Consider the following 25,731-nt stretch of genomic DNA (forward strand, 5'->3'; position numbering starts at 1 on the left):
GGAAGGAGGTGGTGGTAGGCAGGATTCAAAGGATCTGAAAATAGCCTGCCGAAGAGGTTTCCGATTATTACTGGAATCTATGGGGTATTCCGGTAGGATGCCCCGGCTTGTTGCGAGTGGCAGCCGTGATACCACCTTCTCTGATCTCAAAACCGCTCTCAAAAGCCGTAAAGGCAGGTATATAGCGATGCTGATTGATAGCGAGGATCCCATTGCCGATCCCGAAAGGACATGGGATCATCTGATAGCAAGAGATGCATGGAAGAAGCCGGATAATTGCGATGATGAGAATGTTCTCTTCATGACCACCTGTATGGAGACATGGATCGTTCTGGATCGTGAGGCCTTGAAGAAAGTCTTCGGTCCCCATCTTCAGGAGTCGGCATTACCCTCGCCTGTTCATATCGAATGTACAAAACGTCATGAGGTTCAGAAGGCTTTGATCCATGCCACGCGAAACACCACCCAACCATATGCAAAGGGGAAGGTCTCGTTTGAACTGGTAGGAAAGCTCAATCCTGATGTTCTGGAAGAACATCTCGTGGCGTTCCAGCGCATGAAACGTATTCTGGATGAGAAACTACAAGGGAGAGTAAAAAATGACACTTCTTGACCGCATCCTCTCCGCCCTGAAACCAAAGCCGGATACCTCCCCCCGCCGGTATCAGCGATGTGCCTATTGCGGCAAACGCTCAGAGGATCCATGGACAGATGCAGAATGGGACCGCCGCGAGCGGATGTGTGAGGAATGCGAGTATGCGGAGATGGCAGACGGGACGCTCTGGTAAAAACCGGGATTAGTGGTGCTCTCCATGCACCCATCGCTCCCCGTCCGGCGTATACTCTTTCTTCCAGATCGGGACCCGCTCCTTGAGCCGCTCGATGATGTATTCGCATCCTTCAAACGCCTCCCGCCGGTGGCCTGCACCGACCAGGATCAGGACGATGTTATCGCCGATCCTGAGATCGCCGATCCGGTGGATGATATCGACGGATTTGATCGGGAACTTCGCAAACGCCTCATCCCGGATCACCTCAAGTTCCTCGACGGCGACTTCCTGGTGTGCCTCAAGCTCCATCCGTTCTATCCCGTCGTCCCGTACGATCCCGATGAACGAGACGAAGGCGCCCATATCAGAGGCTTTTCTCTCCTCGATCAGTCTGTTGATATCAAAGTCTTCCTGTGTTACTGTAACAACCATTCGTTTCAGCCTCCGGCAACCGGTGGATAGAGTGCAATCTCATCGCCATCATTGAGGATGATGGCAGCGATCTCTTCCCTGTTCACCCGCTTCTTATTTCTCATCAGAATGATGTACTTCCGCAGAATACCATCCTCGTCAAAGAGGGCAGATCGTGCGGCGGGACTCCCTGCTCCAATCTCCAGAAGGAGTGCCGCAAGTGTCGCCCCCTCCTCCATCTCCATGATCTGTTCTGATCCAAATATCTCCCGAAACCGGGCAAATGACTGCACTCTGATCTTCATCGCTTCCTCCTTTCCAGTACTTCAGCCATGGAAGGTTATAAACCATTATTTCCCGGCCCTTCCTGTCCTCTAGCGAAGATATTTATCGTCCGATACCTTAACAATTGTGAATAGGGATCTATCTGAGGTGACGATACTATGAAATTACCCTGCCAGGTGATCGTCTGGGATGTTCTTCCGGCCATCCGGGCTGCCATCGCAGAGGAGCTGATCGCCTGCGGTTCGACCCAGCAGGAGGCGGCTGTTATCCTTGACTGCGCCCCTTCTGCGATATCACAATACCTCTCCGGTAAGCGGGGGTACAGAATTGTCTTTGAGGATGAGATCCGCTCTCTCATCCGGGATCTGGCAGCAGATCTCCATGCAGGTGCAGAAAAGGATCTTGCAGCCCGAATCTGCCGGATCTGTGTTGAGCTTCGTAAAGATGATGGGGCTTGCGGGTCCTGCGAGGATGATCATGACTGATCGGAAGAAGAATCTCGATGCCGTCCTCAGAGAGAAGGCTCCCCTCATTATTGCCTTCTCGGGGGGGGTGGACAGCTCTCTCCTCGCAGCGGTTGCCGCAGAGGCCGTTCCTGGAAAGGTCCGGTATATTCTCCTTGATTCACCGATCATGCCGCGGAGGGCAGTCGCTGATGCACGACGGATTGCAGAGGAGATCGGGATCGATCTCGAGGTGGTGGACTTTCCTATCCTCGATGATGAATCATTCTGTGGTAATCCGAAAGATCGGTGTGCCATCTGTAAACGGCAGTCGTCAGCGATCCTCAAAGGGTCTGCTGAGGGTGCGACAATAGCCGACGGGGCGAATCTCTCGGACCTCGGGGAGTACCGCCCCGGCCTTGCCGTTGCCGATGAGGAGGGGGTTCTTCACCCGTTCATCGAGGCAGGGGTCGATAAGAGAGGTATCCGTGAGCTGGCACGCGAATGCAGGCTCAGCTTCTGGAATAAACCTTCAAATGCCTGCCTTGCCACAAGGATCCCATATAATGAGCCGATAACCCGGGAGAGGTTGATGATGATCGAGGAGGGCGAGGAGGTCCTCGCAGAGATCGGCTTTTCGCAGTTCCGTCTCCGGGTGCATGGGGATATTGCCAGGATCGAGGTTCCTGAAGGGGAGCTGGATCAGGTGATCGCCCATCGGAAGGAAATTCTGGAGATTTTCAGGGAACTAGGCTTCCTCTATGTTACCCTCGATCTTGGAGGATTCCGGAGCGGGAGTATGGATGAAGGACTATGATTGTCGCTCCGCCGGATCACCATGCCGACATGATCTCATCTTTATCCTGAATGCGTGATGCCCTTGTGGGCATCATGACTGTTTTCGTGCTCTGTCTCTCGATTGCTGACCCTCAGGTCATTGATCGCAATAGTTAACAATTGTGAAGTTCCATTGTACTATGGTGATTTCACTATGAGGGATCGTTTTTGTTGAGAGAAACAGCATGAACCAAACAGAGCAGCGGAGTATTCGTCACCTGCCACCGTCGGCGAAGCTCCTCTATAAAGTCCTCGAATCAGGTGGCCAGATGACACAGAAGGAACTGGTCACTGCGACCTCTCTCTCCCAGCGGACGGTACGATATTCTTTGAAAAGGTTGAAGGACGAGGGATATATCGTCGAACGGTACTACTTTGCAGATGCCCGGCAGAGCCTGTATGGTCTCTGGGATACCGCTCCCAGTACAGGCACCGTGTGAGGGCTTCTCTCATACCGTTTTTTACATCCCCGCCATATGTCAGAGTATTTAACTTTGGTGGCACCATATGGAATCGAGGATGGACCGATGCTTAAAAATAAATGTACCTGAATCGGGAGTTGCCCGATCAGATGGTGACTTTTTCCAGTGCCTGATTGAGGTCAAAGATGATATCTTCGATATCCTCGGTTCCAATCGCAAGCCTGATGTAATCCGGGGTGACACCGGTTGCCTTCTGCTCCTCTTCGGTGAGCTGCTGGTGTGTGGTTGTTGCCGGATGGATCACAAGACTTTTTGAATCGCCGATATTTGCAAGATGGGAGAAGAGTTTCAGTGACTCTATGACAGTGCGTCCCGCTTCAACCCCTCCCTTCACACCAAATCCGACGAGGGGACCGAAGTTTCCATTCAGGTATTTTGTAGCCTTTGCGTGGCTCTCATGGTCCGGCAGTCCGGGATAATTGACCCAGGCTACATTTGGGTGTTTGCTGAGAAACTCTGCAACCGCCTGCGCATTCTTTCCATGCCGTTCGATCCGGAGGTGGAGTGTCTCAAGTCCGATCAGGAAGAGCCATGAATTGAATGGAGAGAGTGCAGCCCCGGTGTCTCTCAGAAGCTGAAGCCTGAGTTTGAAGGCGACTACAACATTGCCAAGTCCCGGGAAGTTCCCGAAGGTATCCCAGTATTTCACCCCGTGGTAACTCGGATCAGGTTCTGTAAACTCCGGAAATTTACCCCGGCTCCAGTCAAATCTGCCTGCATCGACGACAACCCCGCCGAGCGAATTCCCATGGCCGCCGATGTACTTCGTGGCAGAGAGCACAACAATATCTGCCCCATGGTCGATGGGCCGGACAATTCCAACCGCCGTCGTGTTATCAACAACGAATGGAATCTCATGCTCATGGGCAATGGCTGCGATCGCTTCAAAGTCAGGGATATCGAGTTTCGGGTTCCCGATCGTCTCTGCATAGATGGCACGGGTCTTGTCTGTGATGGCTCTTCGGAATACCTCCGGGTCGGTTGAATCGACAAATACAACTTTCCTGCCGAATTTTGGGAAGGTATAATTGAAGAGCTGATAGGTTCCGCCATAGAGATTATCCGCTGAGACGATCTCATCTCCCGGCCGTGTTATGGTCAGGAGGGCATTGGTGATCGCTGCCATTCCTGAAGCGAATGCAAGGGCAGCTGTCCCACCCTCGATTGCTGCCACCCTCTTCTCGAAGACATCGGTCGTCGGGTTCATCAGCCGGGTATAGATATTTCCAAGCTCCCTGAGGCCGAAGAGATTCGCTGCGTGTTCTGTATTCTGAAAGACATATGATGTCGTCTGGTAAAGAGGGACGGCCCGCGATCCGGTCGTCGGATCCGGTTCCTGCCCCGCATGAAGTGCCTGTGTTCCCAGTCGGTATGGTGTTTCTGTCATGGTATTCGTCTCATTCTGCAATCGGTAATTCGTATTTTTCTGCAATTTCGATGAATACATCGGCGAGATAGTGTACCTGCTTCTCACTGAGGCCGTAGGTGTTCAGCTTCCAGGTACGTGTGGCACCTGCAAACTCGCCGATGATTCCCCGCTCTGATAACTCGTCACTGAGGAAGAATCCTCGGCGTTTATGGGTCTTTGCAACGGTGTCGAAGCTCCCCGTAGTGTCCACTTTTGTGAGGGTATGTTTCCGTGGGTACTCGGAGACGACCCAGCTTCCCGTGATCGAGAGGAGCCGGTCGATGAAGTAGTTCGATCGCCGCACCTCATCGTCCCAGTGGAGTGTCCGCTCTTTCACCGCCGGGAAGGACGCCATCATCGAGAGGAGCGTCCCCCCCATCAGGGTGCACCCGAGCATCTGGACCTCTTTGATCCCAAATTTCCTCTTCGTCAGGTCTCCGGTCATTGCAGTGGTGTTCAGGACCTTCTCTGCCCATTCGCTGGATACGGCAAGTACTCCGGAAGGAGCGACTGATGCCATACTTTTGTGTCCTGACCCGACGACGAAGTCAACGCCGAGCGCCTTTCCATCCACGGGCATGATCCCGACGGTATAGGCGCCATTGTAGAGGATCGGGATGTCGTATTGATGTGCTACTTTTGCAATAGCGGAGATATCATGAACATTTGCGTTCTGGTAGTCGACATGATCCATCATCACAAGGGCGGGAGTCTTCCCTGTCTCGCGGATCACATCTTCAATCTTCACTGCGGTTGCCTCAGGGGTGACGAGATTCTTTTCGTTGAGCGGAACCTCTCTGACGACCCCACCTGCACCTTCGACTGCGAGGAACTCGGTGTAATGGGCAAGTGCAGAGACGATAACACTGTCCCCTTTCGCAACAAGGCTCTGAGCGACCGCCTGGAATCCCCTTCTGGCTCCCGGTACCACACGGGCAACATCCATATTCACGTAGGATGCAAGGTCTGCATGAAACTCTGCAATGCCCGGTTTTGTGATCTTATCCAGACGGAAGGGTTTTCGGCAGGCGTCACAGGTCGAGTACCCGTCACCGTAGGCGGCAAGCGCTTTCCTCGCCTCCGGAGTCAGTCTTCCAGCTGCCTGAATCGGCTGGATATTGATGAAATCCTCTTCCCGTGATCGGATGGGAATACTGTCGGCAATCTTTGTGATACGTGCTGTGCCGGTATCTCCTTCCAGCTCCGAGATGATCGCCTTCAGTTCTGCGATCTTCTCATCAAATGCCCTCTCCTCACTCTTGTCAAGACCTTTCGGGACTGATCCGCGATAGATCTCCCGCATATCCTCAAGGGTGAAGATCGCCTCGAATAACTTCTGTACTCTGATACTCATGATCCCTCTCCACTCTGAATAATAGGATACATTCTTCCGCCTCTTCTTGTGAGTGCAATGAATATTCACAATTGTGAACTCATTATAGATAGATTCTAGAATATTTATATCTTCATGAAGAGGCGCTTTTTGTCGGTGCACCCGATTATTAAAAGTAGGGGCTGGTTGTATCGTACCCGGTTGCTACAGGAGACCTGGAAACAGGGGTCCCATGAGATAATAAAGAGCCACAGAAAGGATGATTATCCCTGCACCTCTCCGTATCCCAACCTGATACCGGGTCAGAACCCGGAGGATACCGGAGACCCGTTCTTCCGAGAGGGCCGAGAGGAGAAGAAGCGGTGTTGCCATGCCGATTCCAAAGATGATAAAGTGCACCAGGCTGGTTATGGCTTCAGGTATGGTTGCTGAAAGGGCAAAGATCATAAGGAGCCCGGCTGGGTTGCAGGGGAGGGCAACAAGACCGAAGAATCCACCGTACAGCAGAGCTGCTGCATGTTGGGAATGTGCCGTCGGGACATCAATGCCCGGAAAGAGACGGCCCGGATCCAGGCCAAGGATCATTCCTGCACCAAGGAAGACGAGCAGTATGTATATGATTGGGCTTATGAGTCGAATCGCTGTGGATAGCGGTGTATTCACAATAATCACGAAGAAAAGACCGAAGAGAAGCATCGATCCTATCGCACCGGCGCTGACGATGAGCCCCAGATACAGAGGGGACCTCATCCACCCCTCTCTATTACCTGAGGCGAGATAGGCAAGATAGCCGGGATAGAGGGGAAGGACACAGACTGCCCCGAGAGGGGTATAGATCCCGGCAAAAAATGAGAGGATCAAGGTTTCAGAGGTAATCATGAAGAGAGATCTCCGATGATCGCGGCGAGCCCCTCAGATGAGAAGACACCAGGCCCGAGGAAATAGATGGTATCGTTATAGAGGAGTATCGTCTGCGGAGTGGATTGCATGAACCTGATCCCGAATGTTTCAATAAGTCCTATTGAGAGTTGTGCGGGTGCTGTCACAAAGAGCCCCTGGTACCCGTTTCTCTCCACATATCGCCTGACTGTGGCACTCCCTTCACCAGGATCGATATTTAATCCCACTACAATAGAGAAGTCGGGATATTCCCTCTGAAGATCTGTCGATTCTCTGAACTGGGCTCCACATGCGGGGCATGAGGTGGTAAAGGTATGGATGATGACCGGTTTTCCAGACGCCATCAGAGATCCAAGGGTGAACTCTTCCTCTGTTGGAATGTCGGTGAGCGGTATTGTCAACCAGGGTATGCTATCCGTTTCAGAAACTATCTCCGTCGCTCTCTCATCCTGGAATCCGGTACAGCCGGAGGCAAGAAGAAGGGTGAGAACGACCAGGCAGACATACACTTTTTTTCCATGACCGTTTCCTACCATACACCCCCCCTCTCACTCTCTCGATAACGAATCTCGTACAAAAAGAGATATCATCGCATGTATGTCAGTTATTCCTTTCAATATATAATTAAGGTAATGAATGTGAGCCGGGTTACTGAATCCAACCGTGATCCTGTTGATCGACAGCGCCCATCACATCCCCTTTCCCACAAACATGGCACCGTGGGTTCTTCTCAAGCCTGATCTCATCAACCGTGGATCGCTCGCCATCCCAGTGAAGGAGGCGATTCAAAAGGAGCTCTCCTGTGCCGGTGAGATACTTGATCACCTCAGTTGCCTGCACCATTCCAATGAATCCGGGTGTCACCCCGACCACCGGAAAGACCTCGACAGGGGGAGGGTGGGGGAAGGTGCATGCCAGGCATGCAGTCTTCCCCGGGAGTATGGTTGTCGCCTGTCCGCAGAGACCCCGGATCCCGCCATGAAAGAAGGGGATCTCCTTTATATATGCTGCTTTATTCAATAGATACCTGGTTGGGAAGTTATCCAACGCATCGACAATTCCATCTGCATCTCCGATGAGATCGAGGACATTTGTCTCATCAATGGTTATATCGATGGCCTCAATTGAGATATCAGGATTAATCTCCCTGAGTTTTACGGATGCTGACACGGTCTTCCTCTCCCCGATATCCCGATTAAAGTGGAGTATCTGTCTGTTGAGATTTGTGAGTTCAACACTATCTTTGTCAACAAGAACAATGCGCCCAACTCCTGCAACTGCAAGGTAGATGGCTATCGGAGAACCAAGCCCTCCTGCCCCGGCAATAAATATCGTTGCCGTCTTGAGCTGCTCCTGGCCACTCTCACCAAAGAGCATGATCTGACGTTTATATCGATTACGTTCCTGTTCAGAAATCATAAAAATCACTCAGTCTGCGCACTATCTGGTGATAAGAGCCAGAGCCCGGAATCGAACCGGGATGTAGTTGATCTGCAGTCAACCGCGTAGCCACTCCGCCACTCTGGCACCGCTATTCACAATTGTGACTTCGCTATAATCAACTCTTACCTCTGATACATTAATGGCTTCGAATCCGGCAAAAATCACCTCATTTTTTCTTCAATCCGAAGATATATTACCCCGCAGAACAAAATATCGGACAAATCACAATTGTGAAAGGTTGAAAATGGCTCATCATTCAATGACCCTGGAAGAGAAGGCATTTCTCCTCAGTATTGGATCAATTGAGCTTGATGAACGGCTGTTCTCACATATAACCAGTACCCAGGCAACTGCGGGTCCCGGGGCTGGTGGAATTTCAGTATTCATACGCTCGGGTGAGCACAGGGTACGCCTGGCCGTAAAAGATCATTCCCCACTACAACTCCTTCCTGAGGAGGATGGAGTTGTTATTCTCTATCATAACGAGCCGTTTGTGTATGGATTTCTTGAAACGCCACTCTGCCACTGCCCGGAGCAGGCATATATCACCGTCAGTGAGCGGTGCATCTTCCACTGTAGATTCTGCCCGGTTCCAAAACTGCATGGCGGCAGGAAAAGCATCGAGACGATCATCGGGCTGGTCCAAGAGGCGTCTGCAACCGGGGGTCTCAAGGCAATCTCCCTTACAAGCGGTGTTGCCATATCTCCTGAAGAGGAGGTGGAATGGATCGTTGAGGTGGTGCATGCACTCCACAGCCGTTTTGACCTCCCGATCGGTGTCTCTGTCTATCCGACAAAGGACTCCAGCAGGCTGCTCTATGATGCCGGTGCCGTTGAGATCAAGTATAATGTGGAGACGATGGACCCGGTGATCTTTGCTACTGTCTGCCCTGACTTCTCCTTATCTGAGATACTCGATGCACTCAGGGAGGCGGTCAGGATCTTCGGGAAAAACGCAGTATTTTCAAATTTCATCATCGGACTTGGTGAGGATGACCAGACCGTGCTTGATGGTGTCACGACTCTTGCCCGGATGGGTGTCATCCCAAATCTCCGTCCGATCTCACCATCCCCACTTCGTGAAGGGGAGATCACCATTCAACGGCCATCACAGGAACGGCTCCTGTATCTTGCCAAAAAAACCGTTGAGATCCTGGTGCGGTATGGGCTTGATGCCCGGTCTGCCCGGACGATGTGCTTCCCATGCACCGGCTGTGATATCACACCGTTTCGGGATATTTACTAATTGAGGTTTTGTACTATGGAAGAAGAAAGAGATGAAACGCTTATCCTCCTTGGGTGCCCCGAGGTTCCGGTTCAGCAGGCACTTGCACTCTATGCAGCCGATCGCCTGAATGAAGCTGGCAAAGATGTACTGATCGCCGGGAACAGCGCGGTGCTGGTTCTCCTGAAGGTATCAGATCCAAAGAAGGTGTACGCAAAGAAGATGGTTGAACTGGATCGGTGTATCGAGGAACTGGCATCAGGGGAACGGACTCCGTCCACATGCATTGTCTTTGCCCACAATGATGCCGGAATCAGTTATGCAACAACGATTCGATATCTCTTTGAAGGCCGTCTCATTGTCATTGTCTTTGGGAGAGAGGCAGAGGAACTCGCAGAACAGCTTGAGATCCCCTGCGAGATGATCGTCGAGAAGGCGGTTCATAATCCAGGCAAACTACGTAAAAAACTCGATGAGGTGCTTTGATGGGCTGTGTTGAAGATCTCGGTTATGATGTCCTCCTCTCCATGGCCTCCTTTAAGGAGTGCCGGAGCTATGTTGAAAAACACTTTAAAGAGGTCTATTATGTCGATCCGGGATTTAAGATCTTTGAGAAGCGGATCATCGGTGTTCCTCCCATTGCTCTTGGGATAGATGGCGATGCAGTCATCCTCCCCTACACCAAACCCTGCCATGGCACCTACCTTCTCCGTGTCGTATCTTCAGAAGATGCGGTGATGGTGCGCAAAAATGGGAGGGATAAGCCATAAGGTCAGAGAGTGGTATAAGAATCCTGATGAGGATCCATCTGATTGAAGAGAGGTGTCAGAAGTGATTGCGCGGGATATATCATCTGAAATCCGTCTGCGTGCCGAAGAGAAGGATGCGGTGATCCTTGCTCATAACTATCAGGTTGCCGGGGTGCAGGATGTTGCTGATATCGTCGGTGACTCCCTTGAACTTGCCCGAGCAGCAGCAGGGCGAAGAGAAGAAATAATCGTCTTCTGCGGTGTCGACTTTATGGCAGAGACTGCCGCCATCCTCTCTCCTGAAAAGACTGTTCTCCTCCCGGCACCCGATGCCCACTGCCCGATGGCAGGGATGATCACCGGTGGCGAGGTGAAGACCCTCCGTGAGCGGTTCCCTGACGCAGCAGTCGTTGCATACGTGAATACGACGGCTGAGGTGAAGGCAGAGAGTGATATCTGCTGTACATCGGCAAATGCTCTGAAGGTCGTTGAATCACTCGAAGCTGACCAGGTGATCATGCTCCCTGACAGAAACCTCGCCGGCTATGTGGCACGATTCACAGAGAAAGAGATCCTGCCATGGCAGGGGTTCTGTTATGTCCATGACATGATGACTATCGCAGACGTCTCCAGAGCCCGTCTCAATCATCCTGGTGCAGAACTCCTCGTCCATCCCGAATGTCGTCCGGGGGTGATCGATCTGGCAGATTATATTCATTCTACCTCGGGAATGATCCGGCATATCTGTGCATCCGACAAGCGTGAATTTATCATCGGAACCGAGCCTGGAATCATCCATCAGATTGAGAAACGGTGTCCCGGGAAGCGGGTCTATCCCCTCTCAGAAAAAGCCGTCTGTATCAATATGAAGAAGACCTCTCTGGAGAAGGTCCTCCAATCACTTGAGAATCTGACCCCCCGGATGGTGGTGCCAGAAGAGATTGCGGCACGGGCACGGGTTGCCATTGAGCGGATGCTTCAGATCTAGTGATCCAGACGTTTTCCTTTCTGGGAAACGAACCGATCCCAGTTAAACGGCTCGTCAAGGATCTCAACCTCAACATGCTTGATTTCACCAAGTCCGAGGACCGTCCTCTTCACCTGATCCTTGAGGTAATCGACGAGAGGACAGGCACTCGTCGTCAGCACCATCGATACAAGTACTGTGTCATCCTCGACATGCACTTCCTTGACAAGACCGAGATCGACGATATCGATCCCGACCTCCGGATCGATAACCGTCCTGAGCGCTTTTCTGACCTCCTCCTCCCTGATCAGTTCGTGCCTCTTCGCCTCTTTTGTGACATGATCGCGCTCAAGCTCAAAGATCCTCTCTTCGAGGCGGCTCTGGCGATCGAGGAGGCGGCTTACAACCCTGAGCATTGGATCCGGCATGTCACCATGATCGAGGACTCCGGGTGCCCTCGGCTCATCGGGTCCGGCAATTCTTCCCGGGACGCCAATCACGGTTGCCCCGGCTGGAACCGGACGGACAACGACCGATCCCGCACCAACCCGTGCACCCTCTCCGATCTCGATCGGTCCAAGGACGGCTGCACCTGATCCTATGGTGACATTGTTTCCGATCGTCGGATGGCGCTTTCCTTTCGTCAACGATGTTCCCCCGAGGACAACTCCCATATAGATGAGGACATCATCGCCTACCTCCGCAGTCTCCCCGATGACGATACCAGATCCATGATCGATGAAGACCCTTCTCCCGATGGTTGCACCGGGATGTATCTCGACACCGGTTAGAGCCCGTGAGATATGAGAGAGAAGGCGGGCAGGGAAATGAAGCCCATAGCTCCAGAGGCGGTGCGCAATCCTGTGCATCCAGAGGGCATGCATCCCCGGATAACAACAGATCACCTCAAGGGTGGATCGTGCCGCCGGATCCTTCTCAAAGACTGTCCTGATATCTTCCCGTATGCTCATGAATGAACACCTATGCGCTGAAGAGGCCTGTTGAGAGGTATCTCTCCCCGGTATCCGGCAGGATGACAACGATCAACTTTCCTGCATTCTCCTTTCGTCCTGCTACCCTGAGAGCCGCTGCAAGTGCCGCACCTGATGATATACCTGCGAGGATTCCCTCAAGACGGGCAAGCTTCCGTGCTGTCTCCTTCGCATCACCTGCTGTTACCTGGAGGATCTCATCAACGAGGTCGAGCCTGAGGATCTTCGGGATGAACCCTGCGCCGATCCCCTGAATCGTGTGAGGGCCGGGCTTTCCACCTGAGAGTACCGGAGATTCGGCTGGTTCGACTGCAATTGCTTTGAAGTCAGGCTTTCTCCCTTTTATCACTTCGGATATCCCGGTGATCGTGCCTCCGGTTCCAACTCCCGCAACGACAATATCCACCTTTCCGTCGGTATCCTGCCAGATCTCCTCGGCAGTCGTCTTCCGGTGGATCTCCGGGTTGGCAGGGTTCTCAAACTGCTGGGGCATGAAGCACCCCCCTTCTTCTGCCATAGATGTTGCCTTCCGGATTGCTCCGCCCATCCCCTCACTGCCTGGTGTCAGGATCAGTTCTGCGCCAAGAGCAGAGAGAATCTGTCTTCGCTCCATACTCATCGTCTCCGGCATGACAAGGGTGATCGGATGGCCGCGTGCGGCTGCAACAGCTGCAAGTGCTATCCCGGTATTTCCGCTCGTCGGCTCAACGATCATGATCCTCTGGCCCTTACACAGCCTCCCATCTCTCTCTGCGCTGTCGATCATCGCAAGCCCGATCCTGTCCTTGACGCTGTGCATCGGGTTGAAGGACTCGACTTTGACGACAACGGTTGCAGATAATCCCTCGGTGATCCGGTTCAACCGGACAAGGGGGGTGTTCCCGATTGTTTCTGTGAGATTATTATAGATCCTTCCCATACTCTCTCCTCCTATGTGCATCTGCCAACAAGCCTGCTGATCGCGTCACTGGTGATGATACCGATCACCCGTTTCTTCTCATCAACGACCGGGAGTGCTGAGATGGATCGATCCTGCATTCTTCGTGCCGCATCCCGAACCGGCTCATCCGGTAATGCTGTGAGAACATCCCGGCTCATGATCTCATCGAGGGTCCGATGGCCGCAGGCAACCGCCTTTGCAATATCCCATGACGTGACGATCCCGGAAAGCTTCTCCTCTTCTCCAAGTACCGGGAGATGATTGACACCCTCGTTGATCATTATCTTTGATGCCTCAAGGATGGATGCCGCCTCGTTGATCGTAGGTATTCCGCTCTCCATCACGTTTTTGACGAGGAGGCGGTCGAGGAAGTCGCCGATGATATAGTTCAGCTGACCTGATTCGAGCAGGAAGGCATCATGGCCATACTTCGATCGAATCTCGCGGTACTGCACATCGATCCCATTCTCAGTGAGTGCTGATACGATCTCCTCTGACTGGTATGGCGGGTAGAGCCAGTCGCTTGATACTGAGACGACGAGGAAAGACGATGTAGCATGAGCGAATCCGGCTGCAAGCGATCCGTCCATGGAGAGATCGAAGTAATCGAGTGCCCGTGTGATATAGAGGTAACTGTTTGGATCGAACCGGCGGGTAAATGAGTCTCCCTGGTGATGGAGGTAGCTCTCCACCTGAAACTCTGTTGCAAAATCATAGTTGATCCCTTCAGGTCCATAGAACCTTCTTCCGAACTTCTCATGCATCGCCTCATCCGAGAGGTATGTGATATGACCGATCATCCGGGCAACGCCAAGACCACGTGAAGGAGGATCCGTTGCCGGGTACTCTCCCCCTTTCCATGCGGGATCTGCCATGATCGCCTGTCGCCCAACTTCATTAAAGGCGATCTGCTGCGGTGATGATCGGGCGGTGGTTGCAATGGCAATCACCTTGCTGACCGATTCCGGATAGAGAACCGACCATGCGAGTGCCTGCATTCCGCCCATCGATCCACCGGCGACTGCAGCGAGTCTCCTGATCCCGAAATGGTCGATGAGCCTCTTCTGAGCCCTGACCATGTCCTGAATGGTGATAACAGGAAAACCCAGTCCATACGGCTTTTTGGTCGTCGGATTGATTGAGGCCGGCCCGGTCGATCCCTTACATCCTCCGATAACATTTGAACAGATGACGAAGTACCGGTCCGTATCAAACGCCTTCCCCGGCCCGATAAGCGTCTCCCACCACCCTTTCTTCCCGGAGTCCGGATCTACTCCGGCCGCATGGGCATCTCCTGAGAGGGCATGGCAGACGAGGATTGCATTACTCTTCTCACGATTCAGTTTGCCATAGACCTGGTATGCGATTGTGAAAGGGGTAAGGGTCGCTTTGGATTCAAGGAGAAGCGGCTCATCAAAGGTGATTGTCATCGTCTTTGCTGTTGATAATGATTGTGCCATCTCTCTTCCCTCGTCAATTTCACAATTGTGAATCTTCTATACATGAATGAACGGATGGTTATAAAAAAGTTATTGATCCGGTGGATCCGTTCTGGAAAAAATCTGAGTCTTTACATTACATTTTGTATGGTATGAATCTGTTGTCCCTTTGGCGAAGATATTTATCATCTCCTTACTTAACAATTGTGAAATAATATGTCAGGAATGTGATGGTGCTGAAGTTACCTTGTCAGATAATCGTATGGGATGTACTCCCCGCCATCCGTGCGGCCATCGCAGAGGAGCTGATCAGGTGCGGTTCTGCCCAGCAGGATGCGGCCGAAATTCTTGATTGTGCACCTTCTGCAATATCGCAGTACCTCTCGGGAAAGCGAGGATATAGAATCGTTTTTGAGGAGGATATCCGCTCCCAGATAAGGGATCTTGCATATGCTCTCCATGCAGGTAAAGAGATAGATCTGGCATCCCGGATATGCAAAATCTGTGTGAAAATGCGAGAAGGAGAGCAGGCCTGCGGTTCTTGTGAGGATGAGGATGCCTGATCTGAAGAGAAGCGTCAAAACAGTACTCAACACTACGTCCCCTCCTGTCAATGCCTTCTCCGGCGGTCTGGATAGCTCTCTTCCGGCAGCAGTTGCAGAGGAGGTTTTGGAAGAGATCCTCCCGGCAATCGGCTTTTCAGAACTGTGTCTCTGCCCTCATGATGATGTTGCCGGAATTTCTGTCCCGGAAGATGAATCTGGGGACCAGATCGCATCTCGTGAGACGATACCAGATGACTTCAGGCATCCTGGTTTTATTTATAATATCCTTGATATTATAGGGTATCGAGGTGGGAGTATGATTGAAGAATCATGAATGCTGATGTAATCCGTTCAGACTTTCCGATCACCGACGACCTCATCTATCTCGATTCTGCCGCAACCAGCCTGATGCCCCGGCAGGTTGCAGAGGCGATCTCTGCGTATGATCTCAGGTACAGGGCAAATATTGGAAGGAGCGTCCACCGCCTTTCTGTCGTTGCCACCCAGCGATATCTTGATGCCCACGATCGGATCGCCTCTTTCATTGGTGGGGAATCCGGAACCACCGTGATCACGAAGAATACGACCGAGGCTATCGGAATTGTTGCTTCAGGAATCCCCTGGGAGAAGGGGGACCGGGTGGTGACGACTGCACTCGAACACCATTCAAATCTCCTCCCCTGGCTACGGCTCCGGAACAGAGGTGTTAACGTTGATATCGTCATGCCAGAGGCCGATGGTACGATCGATCCGGCAGCATTTGAGGCAGCCGTCACTGATGAGACGCGCCTCGTTGCGATCACCCATGCGTCAAATGTCCTCGGGGCGCTCCTTCCTGTCAGGAAGATTGCTGATATCTGCCATGAACACGGTGCCGAACTCCTTGTGGATGGTGCCCAGTCAGTTCCACATATCCCAATCGATGTAAAGGATCTTGGGTGTGATTACCTCTGCTTTTCAGGACATAAGATGCTTGGGCCGTCCGGGACCGGGGTCCTCTGGATGCAGGAGATGACTCCCGAGCCGCTGATCATCGGCGGGGGCTCGGTCGAGGCGGCTTCGCTGACAGGGTACACGCTTGCCGGGGATTACCGCCGGTACGAGGGGGGCACCCCTCCGATCGGGGGAACAATCGGCCTTGGTGAGGCGGTGAAGTACCTCACCTCTCTTGGTATGGAGGATATTAGCCGCCATGAGGAGTGGATCACACGGAGACTTCTTGATGGACTCACTGGAATCGACGGGGTGATCGTGCATGGCCCTGATACTCCCGGAGATCGGATCGGTGTCGTCTCCTTCACTGTTCCGGGGATGCATCCCCATGATGTCGCCCATATCCTTGATGAGGCGTCGGATATCATGGTACGATCAGGCGATCACTGCTGTAAACCGTTAATGGAGCTCCTTGAGCTTCCTCAGGGGACGGTCAGGGCAAGTACGTATCTTTACACTACTGGCGAGGAGATCGATCTCCTTCTCAGGAGCCTCGAAGAGATTGTTCGGATGGTGGAATGATGTTTAAAAAACTGCCAATACTTCGCGTCATGGGTGATAGCTTCTCCGAGGAACTCCACCCTGTCGTCGAGGAGGTGCCGGTGGCGGTCATCGTCAATGGCCGACACACCCTCACATCAATGACCAGCCCGGTGATGCTCCGTGAGTTTGTTATCGGGTATCTCTATACTGAACGGATCATCAGATCCCTGGATGATATCGAGTCGATCAGGATCGAGGATGCCACAGTGAGTGTCCTGACGAAGAATCCTTTTGAGATCCTTGTTTCAAAGAAGACTGTCCTCTCCGGCTGCGGGGGGACGAGTTCATTCCTCGACTCCACGCACCTCCCGCAAGCACCTCAGGGCTTTCAGATCTCGCCGGGAGTGATACAGTCGGCGGTGAAGGCCGGGCTCGAATCTGATCTCCATGTGGAGACCGGGGGGATTCATATTGTCGGGCTTTTTGATAAAGAGGGGGTGGCGATCCGGATCGTCGAGGATATCGGCCGGCACAACGCCCTTGACCGCCTGATAGGGTTTTCTCTTGAAGCAGGGATCGATCTCTCAGGGACCTTTATCATCTGCTCAGGGCGGATATCTTCTGAAATAGCGAGAAAATGCCTTATTGCCGGTATTCCTATTGTTGCCTCGCGTGGCGCTACCACAACGCTTGCTGTTACGATAGCAAAACAGGCGAACCTGACGCTCATCGGTTTTGTCAGATCGAACAGGATGAATATCTACTCGGGTGCAGAACGGATCGCTGGTGCGCAGACCTTGTCCGGATGATCAGAGGACCTCCGTACTATGGAGGATTTCAGCTCTCATCGACCCGGATGATCTGTACCGGGCAGAGATCTGCTGCATCCAGTATGCAATCTTTGAGGTCCTGAGGGGACTCTCCCTCTGCAATCATTCCGTTCGCCCGGAACTCTTCAATAATCTGGCTGAACGAATCTTCAGGATTCTCTTCGAAGAAGTCCGGGCAGGTATCCCAGCAGGATCCACAACTGATACAGGCTACACGATCAATGCTGACGTTCATGATGAATCACAGGTACCAAGCAGGAAGTACTTAGTGTTTGTGCCCGCCTTTCTCCATATGCTCCCCACCATCTCCGGTCACCGAGGTATAGAGATGATGTGAATAGACCACCCAGCCGATGAACGCTTCAATATATGCTCTTCCGGCAGCTACATCGTCTGGATCATACCCTTTCTTCTGCATGACGCGGTCGAAACGATGGGTGAGATCTTCTTCTATCGCCTTCAGGATAAACCCGATCGTCTCTTTCGGATCACCGGTATCAATCGCTTTCTCGGCTCTTGGTACTATCGGCCCTTCACTGAGTCCGGCGGGTTTCAAGCCGGTGTAGGCGGCTCCCTCACCAGCCCGGTGGATCCGGATGCAGTTCTCAAAGAACCAGTCCTCGGCAACATCCTGAGAGTCTTTTCCGGCCTTTCTGGCCCGCAGGGTCCTTTCAAAGATACTTCTCAGCTCTTCTTCTGACTCTTGTGGGATCCAGATGAGTACATAATTGAGGTTCTCCGTCTCCAGCGCCTTTTTTGCCGCTGTTACGACAGGACCATCCCTTGTATCGCAATGTGGTGGCATGGTTCATCACTCTCTGTTCTGATATGCCGAGGGATCACCATTCATCAGTTATTAACTATTGTGTCTACCTGGAGCAATCTCCCATCCCTCTCTTCCACCCATTCGTCAGCCTCGTATCATGACCAGCGTCATCTTGAACTTCGTGATTGCGCTGAGGGCATGGGGGACGTTTGCCGGAAAGATGATGGTCTCCCCTTCCTTCATCTGGAACGTCTCCCCGGCGATCCAGACCTCGCACTCGCCATCAAGGATTGTGACGACCGCATCATATGGTGCGGTATGTTCGGAGAGACCTTCATCCTCATCAAATGAGAAGATGCTGATGCTCCCTGCCTTGTTGTTGATGACCATCCTGCTTGCGACGGTCCCCTCCTGATAATTGACGAGATCCGGAAGACTGAATACCTTTCCCTTCAGCTCCTCACGATTTTTATCATGCTTACCAGGACTTTCCAGTTTAAACTCAGCCATACTGCTTCTTCCTCCTCTCTCCATGTATACCCTGCGGGTATAAAAATGGGGGGTTATGCCCCGACCATCCTTTTCATATCTTCTTCGACGGTGGTGTTTGGCTTGAGATCGAAGTTCTTCACCAGCACATCAAGGACCGTCGGAGAGACGAATCCCGGAAGCCTTGGGCCGAGGGTGATATCCTGTATCCCGAGGGAGAGGAGCGAGAGGAGGACGAGTACCGCTTTCTGTTCGTACCAGGCGATGTTGTATGCGATCGGTAGATCATTGATCCCGACCCCGAATGCCTCTGCGAGTGCCTGGGCGATGACGACAAGCGAGTAGCAGTCATTGCACTGGCCTGCATCAAGCACCCGTGGAATTCCGCCGATTGTTCCGAGATCAAGGCTGTTGTACCGGTACTTGGCACACCCGGCGGTGAGGATGACCGTATCCTTTGGAAGTGCTTCTGCAAACTCCGTGTAGTACGCACGATCTTTACGCCTCCCGTCACAGCCGGCCATCACGATGAACTTTCTGATATCCCCGTTCTTCACCGCATCCACGACCGTTCCTGCTATCGAGAGGACTGCGTCATGGGCACAGCCGGTGATGAGATCCCTCCCGCTCCCCGGAAGCGCCTGCGGGGGTTGCGCGGCCTTTGCTGCGGCGATGACTGCTGCAAAGTCCTTGTTGCCGTCGGCAGATGCCGGGATGTGAGCAACACCCGGAAATCCGGCCATTCCTGTGGTGTAGATCCTTTCTTTGTAGGAGTCCTTTGGTGGGACGATACAGTTTGTGGTGACAAGAACGGGTCCGTTGAAGTTCTCAAACTCCTCCTTCTGGTCTGGCCAGGAGCCGCCGTAGTTCCCGACAAGATGAGCGTACTTCTTCAATGCCGGATAGGCATGGGCCGGCAGCATCTCGCCATGCGTATAGATATCGACCCCGGCATCCTGTGACTGCTCAAGGAGCATCTCAAGGTCCTTTAAGTCATGGCCGGTGATCAGGATGCCGGGGCGGGATCCGGGGGTGGTCTTCACGTTTGTGATCTCCGGCTTTCCATATGCCCCGGTATTGGCTGCATCAAGGAGTGCAAGCACTTTCACGCCGTACTCTCCACATTCGAGGACGAGTGCCACCATCTCATCAACAGAGATATCCTGAAGCATTGAGGCGAGACCTTTCTGGAGGAACTGTTCGATCCCGGCATCGGTCTCTCCGAGCACCTCTGCATGTGTATAGTACGCGGCGATCCCTTTCATCCCAAAGAGAAGGGTTGAACGGAGAGACCGAACATCTTCGTTCTCTGTTGCGAGGAGCCCGACGGTCTTCCCTTTTGCCAGCATATCGGCTTCGGAAGCAGGCTTCCAAGTACAGGCATCCGGCTCGTCCTTTCCTGCCGGGAGGCCGTCACGGATGGTGATTGCTTTCTTGATCAGATCAACAAATCTCTCCTTATCGAAGTTGACATTGGTCAGGGTCGCAAAGAGGGCATCCGCGATGAATAATCCGGCCTTCGGATCATCCTTTCCGGTCTCCATCGCCTGGAGATTCCGAACCGCAATTCCCTTGCAGAGATGGATGAGGAGATCCTGGTACACCGCAATCTCATCTTCCTTTCCACATACTCCCCTGACTGTACAGCCGTTTCCTTTGACGGTCTCTTCGCACTGGTTGCAGAACATCGAAATCCTCCTTTGATATCTTTTTGATACAAGATACCTATTACATACTATATTATAAATAGAGGGGAGTTTCCAATACTATACCATGCAGGAAGGGTGTACAGTCAATCTGTAACCAACATCTCTACCTTCCGGAGTTTGAGTGGTAGTAATCTTTATGGTATACTGTGGTGTACTATAGTATCATGGCGACATCCCAGACGATTAAACTTGAACCTTCAACAAAAGAGCGACTGAACAGGTTGAAGATCCATCCCCGTGAAACCTATAATGACTGTATTGAGCGCCTAATTGATGTGATATATGATGATGAACCCCTCTCTGAAGAGACCATCAGGCGTCTGGATGAGGCAGAGACCTATATAAAAGCAGGAAAATTCAGACCTCTTGACGACGCCATGAGGGATCTTGATCTCCTGTGAAACCCTTTGACATTGTCATTATCCCTCCAGCAGAACGGGATCTTGCCAGGCTTGATCCACCATCGGCTCAGCGAATCCAAAAGGCGCTTGCAGATCTTGCACATGAGGAGAACCCATACAGGTTTCTCAAACGTCTGGAAGGGAACCATACCCCCCCGTTCTTCTCACTCAGGGTAGGAAAATACCGCGCTATTCTGAAGATCCATAATGAGCGTCTGATTATTATCGTGATTGAGGTGGGACCTCGAAGAACAGTATATAGAACATTCTAACCGATAATTCTTTGTGGGCAATCCGCACCCTTCATCCTCCTTTCCACATACTCCCCTGACTGTACAGCCGTTTCCTTTGACGGTCTCTTCACACTGGTTACAGAAGATCAAAATCCTCCTTTGGTATCTTTTTGATACAAGATACCTATTGCATACCATATTACAAATAGGAGAGAGTTTCTAATACTATACCATGCAGGAAGGGTGTACAGTCAATCTGACGGTTCGATACCTCTCAAAGAAGTGGATGCTCCTAATCATCCTTGAGCTGTACAAAGGCGAAGCGTACACCCGCCGGTTTTCCGAACTGAGGACCTCACTGGGTGGGATCACCCCGAAGGTCCTCTCAGAGCGGTTGAAGGAACTTGAGGATGAAGGGCTCCTCACCCGCCGTATCGATACCAGCGTCTTTCCGGTCCGCTCAGAGTACTGCCTGACAGAGAGCGGCCTTGAGATCGTTGATCTGATCCGTGACATTAAACGCTGGGCACTCAAATGGAAGATCGATAACATCCCCTGCGGCGAGCAGGACTGCAAGCAATGCATCCTTTAGGTGATGAAGAATGAAACGACAGATCATCAGTATTAATGAAGAGCTCTGCACCGGGTGCGGCGAATGTATCCCCGACTGCCCGGAAGGGGCGATCCAGATCATCGACGGAAAGGCACGGCTGGTCAGCGACCTCTACTGCGACGGACTCGGTGCCTGCATCGGAACCTGTCCTGAAGGCGCGATCTCGGTTATTGAACGGGAGGCAGAGCCATATGACGAATGGGCTGTGATGCGAAGCATCGTCTCAAAGGGTGAGGGTGTCATCAGGGCTCATCTTGCGCATCTTGATGCACATGATCAGATGGACCTCTATGAACAGGCAATAGCCTATCTCCAGGAGCATGACATTCCGGTTCCCTATCATGAGAGGGGACCGCAGGAGTGCCAGTGCTCCCCATCAGGCTGTCCGGGTACGGCATCCAGAAGCATCAGCAGGGACGATAGGGGAATGCCAGGCATGGTGGATCTCCCTTCAGAGCTTCGGCAGTGGCCGGTCCAGCTCCGGCTCATCAACCCGGCGGCACCCTGCTTTGACGATGCTGATCTCCTCATCTCTGCAGACTGCGTGCCGTATGCCTATGGAAATTTCCATGCAGGGCTCCTCAAGGACAGGGTTGTGGTCAATCTCTGCCCGAAACTGGATACCGATCTTGAGGGGTATATTCAGATTCTCGTTGAGATCTTCACCCTCCATACGATCCGATCGATTACCATTGCCCATATGGAGGTTCCCTGCTGTAGTGCCGTCCATTACATCCTCGAACGTGCACTTGAAGAGGCGGGTGTCGAGATCCCGATCGACAATGTCGTGATCACCGTGAATGGTGAGATCCGATCATAATCTCCTTTTTCTCTTCAATTTTAATATAATCGTAAAAAAAAAGAGAATTCTGTTTATGTCCCGACATTCCAGGAGGCCATATACTCCTCCTGCTCGGGGGTGAGGGTGTCGATGGTGCAGCCGAGGGATGCCAGTTTGATCCGTGCAATCTCCTCATCCATCTCGGTGGGCACATCATGGACGCCGGGAGCGAGGTCCTTTCCATGTTGTACCATGTACTCTGTTGAGAGTGCCTGGACTGCAAAGGAGAGATCCATCACCTCGATTGGGTGGCCCATCCCCTTTGGAACGGCAAGGTTTACGAGCCGGCCTTCGGCAAGGACGTGGATCTTCCGGTCCCCGAAGGTGTAGGAGTCGATTCCGTCCCGGCGGCCGATCTCATCTGCATTTGTATCGAGCCATTCGACATCGATCTCGACGTTGAAGTGTCCTGCATTACAGAGGATTGCACCATCACGCATCAGGGCAAACTCCGGTTCTTTCAGAATGCCGACATTGCCGGTTGTGGTGACGAAGAGTTCGCCGATGGGTGCCGCTTCCCTGATCGTCATCACCTCAAAGCCATCGAAGTGCGCCTGGAGGGCACGGCGGGGATCGATCTCGGTGACGATGACCCGTGCACCGAGTGCCCGTGCCTTCGTTGCAAGACCCCGGCCGCAGTACCCGTATCCGGCGACGACTATGTGCTTTCCTGCGATCAGGTTGTTGGTCGTTGCCATAATGGCAGTGAGCGCACTCTCGCCGGTGCCGTGGACATTGTCGAAGAAGTGCTTCATCGGGGTGTCATTGACGGCAACCACCGGGAATTCGAGCTTTCCTTCTCCCGCCATCGACTTCAGTCGGTGGATCCCGGTCGTCGTCTCTTCACAGCCTCCGAGGACACCGGGGAGGATGTCACGCCTGCCTGTATGGAGGTGGTGGATGAGATCCATCCCGTCATCGATGGTGATCGACGGCCGGGCATCAAGGACCTTGTCGATTCCGGCATAATACTCTTCATGTGAGCAGGCACGCTTCGCATAACAATGAATGTTCCCATCATTGAGTGCCTCTGCCACATCGTCCTGGGTCGAGAGCGGGTTGCAGCCGGTGATATGCACCTCTGCACCTCCTGCTGCAAGTGTCCGGGTGAGGACCGCGGTCTTCGCCTCGACATGGAGTGCCATCCCGATGACGATCCCTTTCAATGGCTGTTCTCTGATAAAACGCTCCCGGATCTCCCTGAGAACCGGCATATACTGTTCCGCCCAGCGGATCTTTTCTTCACCTGTATGCATTGTTTATCCCTGTCTGTATGAACTTCTCTTTATTCTGTTATCTTCCTTCTCTTTTCCTGTGGGAACTGCTTTTTGATTATTCCTTTCGGAGACGGGCAACGAAGAGTGCCCAGCCGATCTTCTTCTCATAGCCCTTCTCGACCCAGAACCGGAGTCCCTCAAGGGCAGCGTCGATGATCCCGGCGGGAGTCCCTTTCTCGTTGATGAGTGCATCCCGTTTCCTCTCCACGATATCATGGACCTCCTGGTAGGATCGGGCCAGGTTGCTGCTCCCCAGATCCTGGATCTCAAGGATTTCAAAGCCTGCTTCTCTCAGCTTCTCTTTATACAGGTCGTGTGTGGCAATATTCGATGTCCTCACCCTGGCATAGACCCGTTCAGCCTCTTCACGGCTGAGGGTCTCCATCTCAAGGATGTCAGAGAAGACGAAGGTGCCGCCCGGTTTCAGGACACGTGCACATTCCCTGACGAGCTTCCCCTTGTCCGGGCTGTGAAGCATCGCATCCTGGCTGACCAGGATATCAAACTCATCATCTGCGAAAGGCATGTTGTTGTAATCGCCATCGATGACAGAGATTTTTTCATCCAGCCCTTCTTCTGCGTTCTTCATCCTGGCGTATGCATTCTCTTTCTCTGAAAGATTCAGCCCAAAGACCTTATTGCAGTCATTATTCTTTGCTATATACCGTGGAAGACCGCAGAAGCCGCTTCCGACATCAAGGATAACCGTCTCCGGGGTGATGGTGAGCCTCCCCACCAGATTCTCGTTTGCCTTTATTGCCGCCTCAAAGAAGGTATTGGTCTCATCAAAGATACCAAGATGATGGTTCTCTCCACCCCAGCATTCTTTATACATCTCATGAATTGCGCCATCGTAGAACTGTTGAGTGACTTCGAGATATTCTTCTGATGTCATTAAGTACCTCCGTTTCATTTGTACTCGTTTTCTCTTGTAAAATTAACCGGTGGAATGACCGGAAAAAAAGGGATTAGTTTGATCCGATCCATGCATCAACTGTCGCCTGGTTTGCATTGATCCAGGTTTTGGCAGCTTCGTTTGCCGGGGTTCCGGATTCGATATCGGTCATGACAGATGCGATATCATCGGCGGTCCACTGGAAGCGTTCAAGGATTCCGTAGGCCTCCGGGTCATCCTCTCTGAGTCCCATACGGGCGAGGGTGACGATATCATCAAACTCTCCGTACTCCTTCCGCGGGTCGTCGAGGAATTTCAGATCGAAGCGTCCAAACATCCAGTGCGGACTCCATCCGGTCACAGCAATCCACTCATCATTGTTGATGGCGGATCTGAGTTCGGCAGCCATGCCGGCACTGCTGCTTGCGATCAGTTCATACTCGAGATCATAGCCTTCGATGGCATTCTCAGTCATCGTCATGACACCTGCCCCCGGCTCGATACCGATGATCCGGTGATCAAATCTGTCAGCGACACCGTTCATCTCCTCGATGGAGTCGATGGTGACATAAGCGGGAACGACGATGCCATGCCGCCCTGATCCCTCGATATTTGCGTTGACATAATCGATTCTGTCACCATACTCTTCCCAGAAGTGCTGATGAATATGCGGGAGCCATGCATTCGTGGTGAAGTCGACATCACCGCTTGCAAGTGCTGCATAGAGCGGTCCTGCATCGACGGCTATGATCTCAACATCATATCCTGCCTGCGTGAAGACCTCTTCGATGACATGGGTGCTGGCGATAGCACAGTCCCATGTGACATATCCAATAGAAATCTCTTTTTTAGGCTCTGCTTCGTCACCCACACATCCTGCTACGAGGATGCCTGAGAGGATGAGAAGGCTGATGAACATCGGGATACCAAACCTCTTCAAAATCATACTGAAACTCCGTTCATCCCGGTTATCCGGTGATGAACAAAAGGCCGTATCTGACCGATACCTGTTTAGATACCCCTTCTTAAAAG

The 25,731-nt window shown here is 52.4% G+C and carries 34 protein-coding genes and 1 tRNA gene; 17 read left to right on the plus strand and 18 right to left on the minus strand.

Features of this window, described 5'->3' with window-relative positions; all coding sequences use genetic code 11:
- Window positions 1–97 precede the first annotated feature (97 nt).
- Entirely contained in the window at window positions 98–613 is a 516-nt protein-coding gene (locus RJ53_RS04435) for a DUF4276 family protein (RefSeq protein ID WP_246495986.1), read from the plus strand.
- On the plus strand, window positions 600–788 hold the full coding sequence (locus RJ53_RS04440; protein ID WP_211530408.1) for a hypothetical protein: 189 nt from the start codon (window positions 600–602) through the stop codon (window positions 786–788). Before RJ53_RS04435 ends, RJ53_RS04440 begins: the two co-directional genes overlap by 14 nt.
- 9 nt (window positions 789–797) lie before the next feature.
- Here the strand turns inward: RJ53_RS04440 and RJ53_RS04445 are convergent, their stop codons facing one another.
- Together RJ53_RS04445 and RJ53_RS04450 are read right to left on the minus strand one after the other, a co-directional pair.
- A complete protein-coding gene (locus tag RJ53_RS04445; RefSeq protein ID WP_211530409.1) occupies window positions 798–1,202 on the minus strand; it encodes a molybdenum cofactor biosynthesis protein MoaE in 405 nt (134 codons plus the stop codon).
- A 5-nt stretch (window positions 1,203–1,207) separates the two neighbouring features.
- Window positions 1,208–1,486, minus strand: a complete 279-nt coding sequence (locus tag RJ53_RS04450; RefSeq protein WP_211530410.1) for a MoaD/ThiS family protein — start codon at window positions 1,484–1,486, stop codon at window positions 1,208–1,210.
- A 138-nt stretch (window positions 1,487–1,624) separates the two neighbouring features.
- Between RJ53_RS04450 and RJ53_RS04455 the strand changes: the two genes are divergently transcribed.
- From RJ53_RS04455 to RJ53_RS04465, 3 genes are all read left to right on the plus strand, one after another.
- The gene (locus RJ53_RS04455; protein WP_211530411.1) at window positions 1,625–1,951 is read left to right on the plus strand and encodes a transcriptional regulator; all 327 of its coding nucleotides are present in this window, start codon (window positions 1,625–1,627) and stop codon (window positions 1,949–1,951) included.
- Window positions 1,944–2,726, plus strand: coding sequence for an ATP-dependent sacrificial sulfur transferase LarE (gene larE / locus RJ53_RS04460; protein WP_246495987.1), 783 nt, complete (start codon window positions 1,944–1,946; stop codon window positions 2,724–2,726). Before RJ53_RS04455 ends, larE begins: the two co-directional genes overlap by 8 nt.
- Before the next feature lie 205 nt (window positions 2,727–2,931).
- Complete coding sequence (locus tag RJ53_RS04465; RefSeq protein WP_211530412.1) at window positions 2,932–3,186, plus strand: helix-turn-helix transcriptional regulator; 255 nt, start codon at window positions 2,932–2,934, stop codon at window positions 3,184–3,186.
- A gap of 127 nt (window positions 3,187–3,313) precedes the next feature.
- On the opposite strand, the gene RJ53_RS04470 is transcribed toward RJ53_RS04465, so the two are convergent.
- The 6 genes from RJ53_RS04470 to RJ53_RS04495 form a co-directional block, all read right to left on the minus strand.
- Complete coding sequence (locus tag RJ53_RS04470; protein WP_211530413.1) at window positions 3,314–4,615, minus strand: O-acetylhomoserine aminocarboxypropyltransferase/cysteine synthase family protein; 1,302 nt, start codon at window positions 4,613–4,615, stop codon at window positions 3,314–3,316.
- A 10-nt stretch (window positions 4,616–4,625) separates the two neighbouring features.
- On the minus strand, window positions 4,626–5,990 hold the full coding sequence (gene pscS, locus RJ53_RS04475) for an O-phospho-L-seryl-tRNA:Cys-tRNA synthase (RefSeq protein ID WP_211530414.1): 1,365 nt from the start codon (window positions 5,988–5,990) through the stop codon (window positions 4,626–4,628).
- A gap of 183 nt (window positions 5,991–6,173) precedes the next feature.
- On the minus strand, window positions 6,174–6,848 hold the full coding sequence (locus RJ53_RS04480; RefSeq protein ID WP_211530415.1) for a cytochrome c biogenesis CcdA family protein: 675 nt from the start codon (window positions 6,846–6,848) through the stop codon (window positions 6,174–6,176).
- Entirely contained in the window at window positions 6,845–7,405 is a 561-nt protein-coding gene (locus RJ53_RS04485) for a TlpA family protein disulfide reductase (protein ID WP_211530416.1), read from the minus strand. Before RJ53_RS04485 ends, RJ53_RS04480 begins: the two co-directional genes overlap by 4 nt.
- A 112-nt stretch (window positions 7,406–7,517) precedes the next feature.
- On the minus strand, window positions 7,518–8,288 hold the full coding sequence (locus tag RJ53_RS04490; RefSeq protein ID WP_211530417.1) for a HesA/MoeB/ThiF family protein: 771 nt from the start codon (window positions 8,286–8,288) through the stop codon (window positions 7,518–7,520).
- A gap of 36 nt (window positions 8,289–8,324) precedes the next feature.
- Window positions 8,325–8,396: transfer RNA gene (locus RJ53_RS04495), tRNA-Cys, on the minus strand.
- A 175-nt stretch (window positions 8,397–8,571) separates the two neighbouring features.
- Here RJ53_RS04495 and RJ53_RS04500 point away from each other — a divergent pair.
- The 4 genes from RJ53_RS04500 to nadA are packed head-to-tail and all read left to right on the plus strand — an operon-like array spanning window position 8,572 to window position 11,274.
- Window positions 8,572–9,558: a radical SAM protein gene (locus RJ53_RS04500; RefSeq protein WP_211530418.1), complete on the plus strand. Its 987-nt coding sequence runs from the start codon at window positions 8,572–8,574 to the stop codon at window positions 9,556–9,558.
- A 15-nt stretch (window positions 9,559–9,573) separates the two neighbouring features.
- Window positions 9,574–10,023, plus strand: a complete 450-nt coding sequence (locus RJ53_RS04505; protein WP_211530419.1) for a DUF1890 domain-containing protein — start codon at window positions 9,574–9,576, stop codon at window positions 10,021–10,023.
- A complete protein-coding gene (locus RJ53_RS04510) occupies window positions 10,023–10,307 on the plus strand; it encodes a DUF1894 domain-containing protein (protein ID WP_211530420.1) in 285 nt (94 codons plus the stop codon). Before RJ53_RS04505 ends, RJ53_RS04510 begins: the two co-directional genes overlap by 1 nt.
- A gap of 52 nt (window positions 10,308–10,359) precedes the next feature.
- On the plus strand, window positions 10,360–11,274 hold the full coding sequence (gene nadA / locus RJ53_RS04515) for a quinolinate synthase NadA (protein WP_343221825.1): 915 nt from the start codon (window positions 10,360–10,362) through the stop codon (window positions 11,272–11,274).
- Here nadA and cysE read toward each other — a convergent pair.
- From cysE to metX, 3 genes are read right to left on the minus strand one after another with little or no spacing between them, the layout of a single operon-like run.
- Window positions 11,271–12,224, minus strand: coding sequence for a serine O-acetyltransferase (cysE, locus tag RJ53_RS04520; protein WP_211530421.1), 954 nt, complete (start codon window positions 12,222–12,224; stop codon window positions 11,271–11,273). The two genes, nadA and cysE, sit on opposite strands and share 4 nt — an antisense overlap.
- 10 nt (window positions 12,225–12,234) lie before the next feature.
- On the minus strand, window positions 12,235–13,164 hold the full coding sequence (gene cysK / locus RJ53_RS04525; protein WP_211530422.1) for a cysteine synthase A: 930 nt from the start codon (window positions 13,162–13,164) through the stop codon (window positions 12,235–12,237).
- A gap of 11 nt (window positions 13,165–13,175) precedes the next feature.
- Window positions 13,176–14,645: a homoserine O-acetyltransferase MetX gene (gene metX, locus RJ53_RS04530; RefSeq protein WP_211530423.1), complete on the minus strand. Its 1,470-nt coding sequence runs from the start codon at window positions 14,643–14,645 to the stop codon at window positions 13,176–13,178.
- Window positions 14,646–14,854: 209 nt separating this feature from the next.
- Between metX and RJ53_RS04535 the strand changes: the two genes are divergently transcribed.
- Genes RJ53_RS04535 through fdhD form a run of 4 tightly spaced genes read left to right on the plus strand, consistent with a single transcriptional unit; the run spans window position 14,855 to window position 17,454 of the window.
- Entirely contained in the window at window positions 14,855–15,187 is a 333-nt protein-coding gene (locus RJ53_RS04535; protein WP_343221826.1) for a transcriptional regulator, read from the plus strand.
- On the plus strand, window positions 15,180–15,503 hold the full coding sequence (locus RJ53_RS04540) for an adenine nucleotide alpha-hydrolase family protein (RefSeq protein ID WP_211530424.1): 324 nt from the start codon (window positions 15,180–15,182) through the stop codon (window positions 15,501–15,503). Before RJ53_RS04535 ends, RJ53_RS04540 begins: the two co-directional genes overlap by 8 nt.
- Window positions 15,500–16,684, plus strand: a complete 1,185-nt coding sequence (locus RJ53_RS04545) for an aminotransferase class V-fold PLP-dependent enzyme (protein ID WP_211530425.1) — start codon at window positions 15,500–15,502, stop codon at window positions 16,682–16,684. The genes RJ53_RS04540 and RJ53_RS04545 overlap by 4 nt, the downstream gene beginning before the upstream one ends.
- Complete coding sequence (gene fdhD / locus RJ53_RS04550; RefSeq protein ID WP_211530426.1) at window positions 16,681–17,454, plus strand: formate dehydrogenase accessory sulfurtransferase FdhD; 774 nt, start codon at window positions 16,681–16,683, stop codon at window positions 17,452–17,454. The genes RJ53_RS04545 and fdhD overlap by 4 nt, the downstream gene beginning before the upstream one ends.
- A 28-nt stretch (window positions 17,455–17,482) precedes the next feature.
- On the opposite strand, the gene RJ53_RS04555 is transcribed toward fdhD, so the two are convergent.
- The 4 genes from RJ53_RS04555 to hcp form a co-directional block, all read right to left on the minus strand.
- Complete coding sequence (locus RJ53_RS04555) at window positions 17,483–17,710, minus strand: ferredoxin (protein ID WP_211530427.1); 228 nt, start codon at window positions 17,708–17,710, stop codon at window positions 17,483–17,485.
- A gap of 30 nt (window positions 17,711–17,740) precedes the next feature.
- The gene (locus RJ53_RS04560; RefSeq protein WP_211530428.1) at window positions 17,741–18,280 is read right to left on the minus strand and encodes a DUF6448 family protein; all 540 of its coding nucleotides are present in this window, start codon (window positions 18,278–18,280) and stop codon (window positions 17,741–17,743) included.
- A 105-nt stretch (window positions 18,281–18,385) separates the two neighbouring features.
- A complete protein-coding gene (locus tag RJ53_RS04565; protein ID WP_211530429.1) occupies window positions 18,386–18,751 on the minus strand; it encodes a cupin domain-containing protein in 366 nt (121 codons plus the stop codon).
- A 53-nt stretch (window positions 18,752–18,804) separates the two neighbouring features.
- Window positions 18,805–20,418 carry a hydroxylamine reductase gene (gene hcp / locus RJ53_RS04570; protein ID WP_211530430.1) on the minus strand — a complete coding sequence of 538 codons (1,614 nt, stop codon included), beginning with the start codon at window positions 20,416–20,418 and terminating at the stop codon, window positions 18,805–18,807.
- A 185-nt stretch (window positions 20,419–20,603) separates the two neighbouring features.
- Here hcp and RJ53_RS04575 point away from each other — a divergent pair, with 185 nt between their 5' ends.
- The 4 genes from RJ53_RS04575 (at window position 20,604) to RJ53_RS04590 (ending at window position 22,506) form a co-directional block, all read left to right on the plus strand.
- Window positions 20,604–20,840, plus strand: coding sequence for a DUF7557 family protein (locus RJ53_RS04575; RefSeq protein ID WP_211530431.1), 237 nt, complete (start codon window positions 20,604–20,606; stop codon window positions 20,838–20,840).
- Complete coding sequence (locus RJ53_RS04580) at window positions 20,837–21,112, plus strand: type II toxin-antitoxin system RelE family toxin (RefSeq protein ID WP_343221827.1); 276 nt, start codon at window positions 20,837–20,839, stop codon at window positions 21,110–21,112. Before RJ53_RS04575 ends, RJ53_RS04580 begins: the two co-directional genes overlap by 4 nt.
- A 193-nt stretch (window positions 21,113–21,305) precedes the next feature.
- Entirely contained in the window at window positions 21,306–21,665 is a 360-nt protein-coding gene (locus tag RJ53_RS04585; protein WP_211530432.1) for a winged helix-turn-helix transcriptional regulator, read from the plus strand.
- A 10-nt stretch (window positions 21,666–21,675) separates the two neighbouring features.
- Window positions 21,676–22,506: an ATP-binding protein gene (locus RJ53_RS04590; RefSeq protein WP_211530433.1), complete on the plus strand. Its 831-nt coding sequence runs from the start codon at window positions 21,676–21,678 to the stop codon at window positions 22,504–22,506.
- 53 nt (window positions 22,507–22,559) lie between these two features.
- Here RJ53_RS04590 and RJ53_RS04595 read toward each other — a convergent pair whose 3' ends face one another.
- From RJ53_RS04595 to RJ53_RS04605, 3 genes are all read right to left on the minus strand, one after another.
- On the minus strand, window positions 22,560–23,783 hold the full coding sequence (locus RJ53_RS04595; protein ID WP_211530434.1) for an adenosylhomocysteinase: 1,224 nt from the start codon (window positions 23,781–23,783) through the stop codon (window positions 22,560–22,562).
- A 76-nt stretch (window positions 23,784–23,859) separates the two neighbouring features.
- A complete protein-coding gene (locus tag RJ53_RS04600) occupies window positions 23,860–24,699 on the minus strand; it encodes a class I SAM-dependent methyltransferase (RefSeq protein ID WP_211530435.1) in 840 nt (279 codons plus the stop codon).
- A 73-nt stretch (window positions 24,700–24,772) separates the two neighbouring features.
- Window positions 24,773–25,645 carry a glycine betaine ABC transporter substrate-binding protein gene (locus RJ53_RS04605; RefSeq protein ID WP_211530436.1) on the minus strand — a complete coding sequence of 291 codons (873 nt, stop codon included), beginning with the start codon at window positions 25,643–25,645 and terminating at the stop codon, window positions 24,773–24,775.
- Window positions 25,646–25,731: the final 86 nt, after the last annotated feature.

The organism is Methanocalculus chunghsingensis, from assembly GCF_018132105.1.
Lineage (GTDB): Archaea > Halobacteriota > Methanomicrobia > Methanomicrobiales > Methanocorpusculaceae > Methanocalculus > Methanocalculus chunghsingensis.